The sequence below is a fragment of the Virgibacillus sp. FSP13 genome (assembly GCF_054048505.1).
This window is the reverse complement of record NZ_JBSVKG010000016.1, coordinates 1-12237: the sequence shown is the minus strand read 5'-3', so window position 1 is coordinate 12237 and position 12237 is coordinate 1. Positions and strand designations below refer to the sequence as shown.

Annotated in this window: 14 protein-coding genes, 1 other RNA gene and 1 pseudogene; 4 read left to right on the top strand and 12 right to left on the bottom strand. The window is 38.9% G+C overall.

From position 1 onward, the window contains the following. Positions 1-48 precede the first annotated feature (48 nt). Positions 49-618 carry a hypothetical protein gene (locus ACW2QC_RS13525; protein WP_457544494.1) on the top strand — a complete coding sequence of 190 codons (570 nt, stop codon included), beginning with the start codon at positions 49-51 and terminating at the stop codon, positions 616-618. A 47-nt stretch (positions 619-665) separates the two neighbouring features. On the opposite strand, the pseudogene ACW2QC_RS13520 reads toward ACW2QC_RS13525, so the two are convergent. From ACW2QC_RS13520 to ACW2QC_RS13510, 3 genes and pseudogenes are all read right to left on the bottom strand, one after another. Next, positions 666-779: pseudogene (locus ACW2QC_RS13520) on the bottom strand (maltose acetyltransferase domain-containing protein); the annotation flags it as partial. A 74-nt stretch (positions 780-853) separates the two neighbouring features. Further along, a complete protein-coding gene (locus tag ACW2QC_RS13515) occupies positions 854-1345 on the bottom strand; it encodes a hypothetical protein (RefSeq protein WP_457544493.1) in 492 nt (163 codons plus the stop codon). A gap of 407 nt (positions 1346-1752) precedes the next feature. Further along, positions 1753-2133 (bottom strand): cytochrome-c oxidase, encoded by a 381-nt coding sequence (locus ACW2QC_RS13510; RefSeq protein WP_457544492.1) that lies wholly within the window; start codon positions 2131-2133, stop codon positions 1753-1755. Positions 2134-2273: 140 nt separating this feature from the next. Between ACW2QC_RS13510 and ACW2QC_RS13505 the strand changes: the two genes are divergently transcribed. Next, on the top strand, positions 2274-3230 hold the full coding sequence (locus ACW2QC_RS13505; RefSeq protein ID WP_457544491.1) for a DMT family transporter: 957 nt from the start codon (positions 2274-2276) through the stop codon (positions 3228-3230). Positions 3231-3499: 269 nt separating this feature from the next. On the opposite strand, the gene ACW2QC_RS13500 is transcribed toward ACW2QC_RS13505, so the two are convergent. Continuing rightward, entirely contained in the window at positions 3500-3874 is a 375-nt protein-coding gene (locus ACW2QC_RS13500) for a VOC family protein (protein ID WP_457544490.1), read from the bottom strand. A 221-nt stretch (positions 3875-4095) separates the two neighbouring features. On the opposite strand from ACW2QC_RS13500, the gene ACW2QC_RS13495 reads away from it, so the two are divergent. After that, entirely contained in the window at positions 4096-4410 is a 315-nt protein-coding gene (locus ACW2QC_RS13495; RefSeq protein WP_457544489.1) for a DUF2628 domain-containing protein, read from the top strand. Positions 4411-4555: 145 nt separating this feature from the next. On the opposite strand, the gene ssrS is transcribed toward ACW2QC_RS13495, so the two are convergent. The 3 genes from ssrS to sspL form a co-directional block, all read right to left on the bottom strand. Next, positions 4556-4741: non-coding RNA, 6S RNA (gene ssrS, locus ACW2QC_RS13490), on the bottom strand. Between the two features lie 85 nt (positions 4742-4826). Continuing rightward, entirely contained in the window at positions 4827-5078 is a 252-nt protein-coding gene (locus ACW2QC_RS13485; protein WP_457544548.1) for a sporulation protein, read from the bottom strand. 31 nt (positions 5079-5109) lie between these two features. Next, positions 5110-5250 (bottom strand): small, acid-soluble spore protein L, encoded by a 141-nt coding sequence (gene sspL / locus ACW2QC_RS13480; protein ID WP_106498193.1) that lies wholly within the window; start codon positions 5248-5250, stop codon positions 5110-5112. Positions 5251-5467: 217 nt separating this feature from the next. On the opposite strand from sspL, the gene ACW2QC_RS13475 reads away from it, so the two are divergent. After that, a complete protein-coding gene (locus ACW2QC_RS13475) occupies positions 5468-5944 on the top strand; it encodes a hemerythrin domain-containing protein (protein WP_457544488.1) in 477 nt (158 codons plus the stop codon). 130 nt (positions 5945-6074) lie between these two features. On the opposite strand, the gene ACW2QC_RS13470 is transcribed toward ACW2QC_RS13475, so the two are convergent. The 5 genes from ACW2QC_RS13470 to ACW2QC_RS13450 all read right to left on the bottom strand — a co-directional run bounded on the left by ACW2QC_RS13470 (position 6075) and on the right by ACW2QC_RS13450 (position 11749). Beyond that, the gene (locus ACW2QC_RS13470) at positions 6075-6638 is read right to left on the bottom strand and encodes a Uma2 family endonuclease (protein ID WP_457544487.1); all 564 of its coding nucleotides are present in this window, start codon (positions 6636-6638) and stop codon (positions 6075-6077) included. Positions 6639-6893: 255 nt separating this feature from the next. Further along, positions 6894-8498, bottom strand: a complete 1605-nt coding sequence (locus ACW2QC_RS13465) for an acyl-CoA synthetase (RefSeq protein WP_457544486.1) — start codon at positions 8496-8498, stop codon at positions 6894-6896. 154 nt (positions 8499-8652) lie between these two features. Continuing rightward, positions 8653-9276: a hypothetical protein gene (locus tag ACW2QC_RS13460; protein ID WP_457544485.1), complete on the bottom strand. Its 624-nt coding sequence runs from the start codon at positions 9274-9276 to the stop codon at positions 8653-8655. 86 nt (positions 9277-9362) lie between these two features. Then, positions 9363-10433 (bottom strand): M42 family metallopeptidase, encoded by a 1071-nt coding sequence (locus ACW2QC_RS13455; RefSeq protein ID WP_457544484.1) that lies wholly within the window; start codon positions 10431-10433, stop codon positions 9363-9365. A gap of 350 nt (positions 10434-10783) precedes the next feature. Continuing rightward, positions 10784-11749, bottom strand: coding sequence for a quinone oxidoreductase family protein (locus ACW2QC_RS13450; protein ID WP_457544483.1), 966 nt, complete (start codon positions 11747-11749; stop codon positions 10784-10786). Between the last annotated feature and the right edge of the window lie 488 nt (positions 11750-12237).

Genomic DNA, 12237 nt, shown 5'->3' with positions numbered 1-12237 from the left:
CCAAATACTACATGACATAGTAATATCGCAGTTCTGGAGGATTATACGATGAGCGAAAAGCAACTATATGACAAAATCTACGAACAAAAAGACCAACTACAAAAACTAATAAGTGATTATTGGCATGCATTTTCTGGTGTTGATACATGGTACTTTTGGTTCAATATTGCAAGCGTAATAATCCCGCTTATAATTCTATATTTCCTAATAGACAAGAAACGATTATTCGAAATTTGCTTTTTCGGTTATACCATTCACGTAATCTGGATAAATATAGGTAGTAGTTTATCATCGGCTAACTATTTCGTTTATCCACATAGCCTTACTTACATTATTCCAACAGGTGTTAACATAGCAGCTATTTTATTGCCGATAACGTTCATGCTATTGTATCAATATTGTATGAACCACAAGAAGAATTTTTATGTTTTTGCGATTATTGGAGCTCTTGTCTTTGCATATGGTTTTGGTTCGTTCTGTTTGGCGTTCGGCCTTTTAAAAGTAGATAAAGGTATGAATCTAACATACTTGTTCCTCATTGATGTTGCAGTTTCTCTTATTGCATATTGGTTTACAAAGCTTTTTCTATGGTTTAGATCAAAAGGGAAAAATAGTTGAAATAATACATTTCTATTTTTCCTTATCATACATTAACCCTACCTTAGTGCCTGATTAAATAATCGGGTAAGCCTTCGTGCATTGCTTTTTTCATTGACTAATTCTGGATCAGCTGGATTGTACAATTCTCCATCTATCATTTTATTTTTCTCTGTTTTCATTACTTCATCTCCTTAAACTTACGATGATTTCCACATGTTTCTTACATTCCATGATCAACCGTGTCATTGTATGGTTATTTTCTATTTTCAACGCTTCCAATACGATCGGTTGCATCATATAAATCAATACGTTCCTTCATGTCCCTTTCTTTGCCCTGATCCCACCATTCAACTATGACATACACATTGCTGATGTCATCCAATGTGATCGGATCCCCATCTTCATTTATGTAAGCACCGCTCTCAATTTCTCCAGTATCCTGCTTTCCCGCGATATTCATCCCATCACCAGCATAAGCCGATGAGCTAAATCGACTAATCACTTTATCATTATTATTTATAACAGCATGAGCTTCGATTGAAAAAGAATCAGTCTTATATTCGTCATTCCTCTTCATAAACAATTCTCCGTTTCCAGCTTTAAACGAATCCGCCGTTATTTTGATTTGATAATTCTCGATCCGCCAGCTATCACTGTCACCGGTCATAGACATGTAATATTCCTTTTCCGGACTACATCCCATTAATAAGAAAAGCACACCAAAAATTAATAAAAATTGCCGCAAGCTTCCACCCTTTCTTCATACAATTTCCTAACCAAATTATAGCAGACATTAATGATCAAAAAAAATATTAAAAGAGGTTGTTCAGTCACCAAATAATAAGCGGCGAATCTCTTCGTTGGCTTGCTTTTTTGCTCCTCATGTACCAATTTATGTACACTCCGGTGTTCAAAGCTACGCCGCCTCGACCTTCGACGCACAGGACAAGGAAGGCTACGACAGCGATACATCGCACGAAGAAAAAGTGTATCTCTTTTTCGAGGACGTGCTAGTGTCGACGTTGGCTATTGACGTGACGAACTTAGTCGACCTTGCTTCTAATTTGGCAACTTTTTGAACACACACTAAAAGGATTTCTGCAACAGCAAAAATCCTTCAATCACGTACTATTTCATTACTAATTATCGTCCCTATTTACCAGCTACACTTCCTAAATTTCGCAACACATTATACCCAAAACAAAAGATTCCAATAACTGTAAGTGCCCCTCCAATCGTAGCAATTGGGAAAAATACTGACCCTGCACCTAAAATTGCCAAAGCAATACTAATCATCATAACCGGCAGACCAATGTTATGCAGCCAAAAGTGGGCCTTTGCAGCAGTTGTTTCGGCAAGTTGGGGAAATAGCACATAAAAAATACCAGCAATACCAAGCGACATCCAACCAAGTAAATTCACATGAACATGTACGGTTGTCATAGAAAATACATGCATAGCGGACATATATAGTCCAAAAGAAATCCCAATCATAAAATATACAACCGAAATTTTTATTAATTTGACACCCATGTTCCGTCCCCCTTCAAATGTAATAGTTCGATATAATTATATGCTAGCGATTGTGATTTTCATGAAAAATTTCAACAATTCTTATTTCCTTTCTGGTATGCTTATTCATAAACATACTTACAAGAATTTGGAGTGAGACAATGAAAGCAACAGGTATCGGTATCTTGGCGGCCTTATTTTTTTCCGTAACATTTATTCTAAATCGATCGATGGAACTGGAGGGTGGAAGCTGGGCCTGGAGCGCTTCACTTCGGTTTCTATTTATGCTGCCAATGCTTTTCATCATCGTTGGCTATCAAAAAAATTTAAAACCAGTCATCACGCACATAAAAAAACAGCCTTTCGCATGGACGATTTGGAGCACGGTTGGATTTGGATTGTTTTATGCACCACTTACATTTGCGACTATTTATGGCCCGGGTTGGCTTGTTGCAGCAACATTTCAAATCACCATTATCGCCGGGTCTTTGCTTGTACCATTTTTAAATAAACAGAAGAAACAGCGCATTCCAATTCAGAGTGTCTTCATTTCACTAGTCATACTAGCAGGGGTTTTTATTATGCAGATGGAACACGCATCTTCTGTCTCGGTTACAAGCGTTATACTATGTGTCATCCCTTTAATCGTTTCGGCGTTTAGTTATCCACTTGGCAATCGGAAAATGATGCAGGTCGTAAACGGTGACTTAAATACATTTCAACGAATCCTTGGTATGACAATTTCGAGTATGCCATTTTGGATAATTTTATCGATCTATGGGCTGACTACCCAAGGACTACCGAGCTCAAGTCAAATTTTGCAAACGTTTATTGTGGCAGTATCTTCTGGAATCATCGCTACCGTATTATTTTTCTATGCAACGGAACTGGTCAACCATGATAATCAAAAACTAGCTGCTGTTGAAGCGACACAATCTGGTGAAGTTGTTTTTGCCTTGTTTGGGGAGTTACTCATACTAAATGCACCACTGCCAAGCCCGATTTCATTCGCCGGGATGGCGCTTGTAGTTGTGGGAATGATTTTACATAGTGTTGTATCTGCAATAGGACAACGAAAAAAGGAAATTAATTACGCAAAAGTATCAGGAAATGATTGAAAAAGGCCTTACTTGGAGGGGAAACGAAAAGAGAACAAAAGCGCAAGCGCCCGGTTAGCGGCGTATGTGCTGGACTGAACCGTAGGAGATAAAGGAAACACGGTGAGCTGGAAGCGAACCGATGTTAACTTATCGTACGAAGGTGAAGGAAGCACAATAGCCGCTGGGCGCTGGAGCTGGACGTGGCTCTTCCTAAAAAAGGATTCATACAGCTACAAATTTTATACTTTAATATCTAAAATAGCGTTCGTCTTTTCGTTTCTAGCATGTTATTCATCCAGCCATTCTAAAAACTCTAACCGATTCCCAAATGGATCATGAAGATAGAAACGATTCGCTTTTGGAAGATTTTCATCCTCCGTAAATGTCACATTACGCATACGCAAATACACTTTCATCGCTTCAATATTCTTAACCTGAAATGCTGGATGTGCTTTTTCGGCAGGGTGAAAATTTTCTTCTATCCCAATATGCAAGTGAATGGAACCAATTCGGAACCAAACCCCTCCACGTTTTTGCAAAGATTCCGGTTTGACCACTTCTTCAAAGCCCAATAATCCTTGAAAAAACGTTCTCGCACGATCTTCCCCACCAATTGGTGCTGCAAGCTGTACATGGTCAATTTTATCAATTTGAAACGACATATAACTTCCTCCTCTTCTCTATATATTTATCTTATCGCTACGAAAACAGGATGTATAATACTTTTTTGTAATTAATAGTGTAAAGTTTTACTTATACGACTTTTCGGTAAATATCTTACTATGTATTAACGATATATGAAAAATGTAGTATAATTTAACTATACATGTAATATGCTCAATTGATGTTACAGGTTATAGTTGATTTTTAGGAGGTGAAAATAATGAAGGCAAGTCTCGAAAATGAAATTGGATTATTTAAAGAGGTTAAAGTTGGCTTTAGTTGGACTACATTCTTTTTTGGTTTTTTCCCTGCATTATTTAGAGGAGATCTGAAATGGGCCGCTATTATGTTCGTTGCTGCAGTAGCCGTTGCAATCATAACAGCAGGTATGGGTACATGGGTTGTTTCCATCATTTTTTCATTCATTTATAACAAAATCTACATAAAAGAACTTATTGAAAAAGGCTACCGACCTGCAAGCGAAGAGTCAAAAAGAAAACTAGAGAGTATTGGAATCACGTTGAAAACAGCTTAATCGAAAAGAGATCATGACCAGTAGTGGCATGATCTCTTTTTTTGTGAAAAAGTTTTTTCATCCATGGTTGAGAGCTTATATTCATGGATGTTTTGTATGTAAAAAGACCAGTTCCTAAATAGAAACTGGTCTGTCATAGTTGTAGTTAACAGCCACAAGTGCCGTAATTGTTATATAAAAAGTTTTAAACCACCACTTCACAAAGTGGGTGTTTGCAGAAACCTTCCTGTCTTCCGCTCTGGGCGGCCCGACATTAGAGTTCCGATCTAAAACTCCCTATTATCACATTAGAGGTTAAAACTTATTATGATTACGAACATCGTAGCTTGTATTTATATAGTACATCTTCATGCAGGATATTTCAATGGTATTTTTACCCATTTTATTTAAAAACATGTTTAGGTCATTCGATGTAGTTAAAGTACTAACAATTCATAGACCTCATTCAGTTCCTTTACTCTGCTATCATTTTGGACATTTTTTGCGTAATTTATTTCTCTTTCCAACATAGCGTTCAAATATGACATTTCATCATCATCCAAATCGCGAACAAACTCCTCTTCGCCATCATAATTCCCTGATTCCATTTTTTCATAAATTTGTTGGCATAAATCATTTTCCATATAGTTTGATAATGATTCACGCAAATAATCTAATGTATGGTCGATTTGACTCACCTTCTTAGCGAAAATTCCAATGTTAAATTTTTGTGTTTCGCTTTTTAGCCCGTTGTTCCAGTTGTGACTTTGGCCTTTGATTTGCTTCATCTTCTGTAAGGCCTTGTGGGTTCACACTAGAATCCGGTCTTCGTTTTTTCCAATTATTTTCCTTTTCACTCATTGAAGACACCTCCTGTAATTAGTGTTGCAAATTTGTGAGGTTTATATTCTAAAAACCAACCTTGTTCTGCTGTACTTGTTTGTGTACCTTGTAGCACTTGGAGTTGATTATTGATAACATCATCATGCTCATTTCAAGATTTATGTAGGTATTTTGTATTAATGGAAAGATGTATACTAGACTTAGTAATAAAATAATTTTTTAAAGGGATTTAGATATGGCTAAACACAATAAAGGGATGAAGCGGCACGAGTCGTTATATCCACTTTCACACCATCATCACCATGCATTAGTTTTAGCATTAAAATTGAAACGAATCGGGACAGAAAAAAGTAAGATGACCGTGGATGAATTGAAAAGTGAGCTTGCGTATTTTTGGGAAAAGGATGGTAATCAGCATTTTCGGGATGAAGAGGAGATTCTGCTACCTGTTTATGTACAATATGCGTCTATTGAGCAACCTGAGATAACCGAAATGTTGTTGGAACATGTAACCATCCGATCACATGTACATCAAATTGTTACATATGAAAATAATCTTGTTTCCTTAATGAATAACCTTGGAGAGCTTTTAGATACACACATTAGAAAAGAAGAGCGCGTTCTCTTTCCCATGATAGAAGCGGCATTACCGGAGCATGAACTACAAAAATTAAAGCCCTATTTACATATTGATGAAGCCCTACCAAAATAAAATACACTCATAAAAGAAAATAATAATCCCTCATCAGCTTCAGCCAAGCATTTGAGGGATTCCCTTCCTTAAGTGATTATTTCCTCTTGATGAGTTTTGTCTATTTGGGTCTTTTTAGTTATCCTGATAATCATCGAAAAATTTCTCCCAAATCAACCTGAAACCCTTTCAATACAGTAGATTTCATTACACCTTCACTCTTTAATATGTCTACTTGTTGATAAACCTGCTTATCTGTTAAAGCATATACTTGAATCGCATGCAGCATCGGGTTGACCACCCAGTATTCTTTCACACCGTATTTCATATAAGCTTCCAGTTTTGTTACAAGATCATGACTTTGGTTGGATGGACTAAGAATTTCAACTATCATTTCAGGCACTCCGACAAACCTGTTTTCTTCCAGTCCTTCAACATCACAAATAACGGATAAATCCGGTATGAATATTTTCGTATCGTCCAGGTCATCTCTATGCAGATGAATATCATAAGGGGCACTGAACACTTGGCATTTTCCGCCGTCAAGAAAGTTAAACAATTTTGCCTGTAGCCTGGCGGAAACCTGTTGATGCCGTGTCGAGGGAGATGGTGACATAAAAACAATTCCATCAGCAAATTCCAATAAGTGATCTGTCTCTTCTCGCATTTTATAAAAGGTTTCGACACTTACTTTCTTTTCCTCGGGAAGACTCATGCAAATCTCCTCCATTTGTATACTTATTAAACTTATTATATCACAGGAGAGCTTTCTTGACGGGGGTTAGCCTGATATATCAATATTGAAACCCCGCTAATTGAATAAGAAAAAGCATTTACTGAACATTATAATTTAGAATGCCTCACCCTTGCAGAAAACACACGCTATTACAAAAATGAAATAACGTGTGTATGGATAGATATTTGATTTCCCTAAAATAACCCCGATAAGCACTCATTTACCATCCCGTCGCTATTTCGACCCAAGACCATCATACTGATCTCTCAATGACCGTTTCAATACTTTCCCGCTCGGATTTTTTGGAAGCGTTTCTGCAAAATCTACATACTTTGGTGCCTTGAATGTGGATAAATTGGCTTTACAAAATTCGAGGACAGTTTCTTTTGTCAGATTTGCCCCTGTTTTTGGCACAATAATTGCTGTAACAGCCTCAATCCAGTAAGCATCAGGTATTCCCACGACTGCGACTTCAGACACCCCGTCCAATTGATAAATCATTTCTTCTACTTCTCGACTGGAAACATTTACACCGCCAGTATTAATCATATCCTTTTTTCGATCAATTATGGTTACATAACCATCTTCATCCATCACACCGAGATCACCACTATGAAACCATCCGCCTCGGAATGCTTCGGCAGTTTTCTCAGGATCATGTAAATAGCCTTTCATCGCGTGTGGAGTGCGATGGACGATTTCACCAATCTCGCCACGAGCTACTTCCTTATCGTTCTCGTCAACAATTTTCGTTTGCACATTTAAGGATGCAGTTCCGGCTGAACCCAATTTGCGGAGTTGGTCTTCCGGCTGCAAGGCTGTTGCAAGCGGGGCTACTTCTGTTTGACCGTAAAAATTCCAAAAACGAGCATTCGGTAATCGTTCAGCTAATTCTTTTAAAATTTCCCGGGGCATAATCGCGGCCCCATAATAACATTTTTCCAACGTCGATAAATCTCGCTTATCAAAATCAGGATGGCGCAAAAGTGCAATCCAGACAGTTGGCGGCGCAAACAGCTGTGTTGCCCCTTCTTCTTCAATCGTTTGCAAAATAAGTTCTGGACTAGCCGCACCAAGAACAATTCCACTAGAACCGACATAAACACTTGGTCCTAAAAACACATGGAGTTGTGCACTGTGATAGAGTGGCAGGGCATGAATGGCAATATCGCGCGCTTCCATTTTTCCATCAACAATACAACTGACATATTCACTCACTAACGATTTATGTGTCAGCATCACCCCTTTTGGTCGGGATTCTGTACCACTTGTGTATAGCACGTGAGCTAATGTATCGTCTGTAATATCAGTCTCTACAAAATCCGTTGATATTCCATCTCGGATAACAGACAAGAGCCGCCAAGAGGAAAGTTCATTTATCGGCACATACGCAGCTTGTAAATCCATTAAGTAGCGATGAACAATGTCTGCATTACCTGCCGCCTCGTCTAGTACAGGGGCATATTCCGCCGATGCAATGAATCCAGTCACTTCGGCATGTTCAACAATATACCGAATGTCTTCTTCCGTCAGCATGTAATTAATCGGAATCATTACTGCTCCAATCCGTGCTAAAGCAAAATTGACGACAACGAAATCCAAACTGTTTTTGGACATGACCGTAATCATTTCCCCTTTTTGCATCCCTTTTTGTAAAAATGCCCGTGCTGTTTGATTTACCAGATCATCCAATTCCGCATACGTCAGATGCTTATCCTCATATTTAATTGCAAACTTTTCCGGTGTCCGATCCCGCGTTCTGGCCAGCAGATCTCCCAGTGTATTCCTTCTTGCACGTTGCAACAGACTTGTAAGCTCATCATTTACTTTTGAATTCATTTCCCCACTCCTTAAATGATTTTGCTGACTATTTGAACTGAATTTTCTATCTTTTATTTTATTTCAGATAACTATACTTGGCAAGTGTCTTACCTTTTTGATTTGCTTTTTACGAAGGCGGTATTTATGAGGGTCAAAAAGGACGTGCGAAAATCTAAAGGATGCCGTTACCTATCCCGCGCTCGGGCTGATATTTCTGCTTTCGCGCCGATGTTTCTGCTCTCGCGCTGATGTTTCTGCTCTCGCGCCGATGTTTCTGCTTTCGCGCTGATGTTTCTGCTTTCGCGCCGATGTTTCCGCTCTCCCGCCGATGTTTCTGCTTTCGCGCCGATGTTTCTGTTCTCGCGCCGATGTTTCTGCTTTCGCGCCGATGTTTCTGCTCTCCCACCGGTGTTTCTGCTCTCGCGCCGATGTTTCTGCTTTCGCGCCGATGTTTCCGCTCTCGGGACGATGTTTCCTCGCTCGCGCCGATGTTTCTGTTCTCGCGCTGATGTTTCTGTCCTCCCGCCGATGTTTCTGCTTTCGCGCCGATGTTTCCGCTCTCCCGCCGATGTTTCTGCTTTCGCGCCGATGTTTCCGCTCTCCCGCCGATGTTTCTGCTTTCGCGCCGATGTTTCCGCTCTCCCGCCGATGTTTCTGCTTTCGCGCCGATGTTTCTGCTCTCCCACCGGTGTTTCTGCTCTCGCGCCGATGTTTCTGCTTTCGCGCCGATGTTTCCGCTCTCGGGACGATGTTTCTGCTCTCGTGCTGATGTTTCTGCTTTCCCGCCGATGTTCACGCACACGCGCCGATATTTGTGATAGCTAACAGAAACCCGTTATACAAAAAACCTGGTTCTTCTTCAGAACCAGGTTTTTTGCTCATTCATTTATAATTTATAAGTGATGCATACGTGTCTGAATTTAACTGTTTAATAACCTCAACTAGCAGCTTTACGCCGTTTTCAATATCTTGTTTACTAGCGAGCGATACATGACTGTGCATATATCGTATTGGCACTCCGATAACAATGGTAGGAACACCTTGTTTGTACATATGAATTTTTCCGGCATCTGTCCCGCCACCAGTCATCACTTCAATCTGATAGGGAATGTTGTTTTTTTCTGCCGTTTTGACCACCAAATCGCGGAAACGGATATTCGGAATCATTGAGGCATCCAGAAAAGTCACAAGTGGTCCCTTTCGTAATTCGGGATGATCGACATCATCACTGCTTGTGCCAGGAGTGTCTTGGGCAACACCGACATCAAGTACAATCGCAATGTCCGGATCCACCGCGTATGGTGAGGTTTCTGCCCCACGTATTCCAACTTCTTCCTGTACATTCGCACCAGCATAAACGGTATTTGGATGGTCTGTTCTGCTTAATTGTTTCGCAGCTTCTACGGCCATATAGCATCCAATTCGGTTATCAAGTGCCTTCGATAAAACCGTATCATTATCATGCATCATTTCATACGGACAAATTGGTACAATAGGATCCCCTACTCGGATTCCCCACTTTTCAACCTGCTCTTTACTGTGAGCACCAATATCTATATACATTTCCCGCATCGGAAATACCTTTTTTCTTTCCTCGGGCTGTAGTAAATGCGGTGGTTTTGAACCAATTACGCCTGTAAATTTTTTCTTTTCTGTAATTACCGTTACACGCTGCGCTAGCATGACCTGGTCCCACCAACCACCAAGCGGGGTGAAACGAAGATACCCATTCTGATTAATTCCTTTTACCATGAAAGCAACTTCGTCCATGTGACCTGCAAGCATAACACTCGGTCCGGATGGGTTTCCTTCCCTTTTTCCAAAAATGCTTCCCGTATGATCGTACAGAATATCATTGCTTATTTGATCCAACTCATGTTGCATAATCTGGCGGACTTCATTTTCGTAACCTGATGCGCTTTGTGCTTGCGTCAAATCTCTCAATAAATCCATTTCTTCACCTATTCATTTCATATTTACGTATAGTATGGATAAGCGAGGATACTTTATGCGTTTTTGTGATCTATTTCCCGTCACTTTAGCAGGTTAGTGTAAGTTATAAAGTTTGATCAAAACACCCCTTAAACCCCAAATTTCCGCGAATAGAAAAAACCATTTTGAAAAGTATTGATCAAAAAGGTTTCTTTGTGAAGTATTATACAATTTTTATAAAAAAGGTTGATTATTTCCTAAGTCTGATCTTCCGCAAATGCGCCCGATTGAAGAAGATACCAATATCCCCCCAATAACTTAATCACGTATTTTTACTCAATTTTGTACTGCGTTTTGACAATAATATATTTTTATATTTTGATCAAAATTTTTCCTTTATAATTGCGGCTTTCAATTAACCTATGAGCTTCAGACGCATCACTTAATTTGAAAACCTGTGCAATAGGAATATGAACTTTGTTTGAAGCAAATAATTCCAATGCTTTTTGAGCAATAGGAGCCAATCGTGCTGGATCATGCTTTCTGGTTGTTCCCAAGCTAAAGCCTTTGATATTCCTGCAACTACTATGAACATCGCTTGTTTTAAAAGTGCCGGCTTCTCCGCTGCTATTTCCAAACTGCACCAGTGTGCCATATAGCGTCAAACAATCCATGCTTCTACTGGAAACTTCGCCAGCAACCGAGTCGAATATAACATTGGCACCTTGATGGTTTGTTTGCTTTAAGGTCTCTTCCGCAAATGTTTCATAGGTGCAAACTATATCGACTCCCAATTTCTTAACATAATCTTCTTTATTAACATTGCCGACAGTGCCAATAATTTTTTCTACACCAGCTAATTTTGCCAATTGTACGAGTATAGAACCCACACCACCAGCAGCACTATGTATAACAATTGTATCTGCTTTTTTTACTTGTCCAATTTCATGCAGAAGTATATAAGACAGAATAGATACTGTTGGCATTGTTGCTGCTTTTTCAAACGAAAGATGGTCTGGAATTTTAAAAACCAATTCCTCGTTTGCTATTACATATTCCGCATATGAACCACTTTTTGAAAAAGCAATTACACGATCTCCTTTTGAAAACATTGAATTTTTGGTAGGGCTTTCAACGGTTCCGGCAAGGTCTAATCCAAGCATTAAAGGAAAATTACCTTCCCCTTTATTTCCCAAACGTTTTTTTATATCGGCATAATTTACACTCGTATATTTTACTCTAATCAGGACTTCATTTTTGCCTACTTTTGGTATATCAACATCTGTATACGAAAGTACATTAGCATCACCGAATTCATGTTGAATTACAGCTTTCATTTTTTTATTTCCCTCCCTCTTAAATTTATATTAAACCTATTGTACGATACGAGCGCATTCGTCACCCCTAATAAAATTGTAAACTAAACCAGTTTTAAATAAAAATACTCATTTTGAATCAGGTTTGATAACTGTTGCTAATTACCAATGATGCTGTACAGAAGATATACTACTTTTTTGAAAGAGCTTTGTTCTATGAACTCCTACAGTAACCTTACATAAAGCGTATATTAAAGAATCGCGCCCGTTTGCTGTTATTTCATTCCTGTTTAGCTTGAATTCTATGAAAAATTATTAGGACAATCGCAATTAAAAATCCTGCTGCATAAACAATATCTTTCAGTAAACTGCTAAAGGAAAAAGCTATTGAAAGCATCGAAAACACAAATAATAAACCCATTAAAATGAAAAGAGATGTACTTAATCTTTTACTTGATTTACTCAATATAATCACACTCCTTGAAACAACCTCAACAAAACTTTATTAC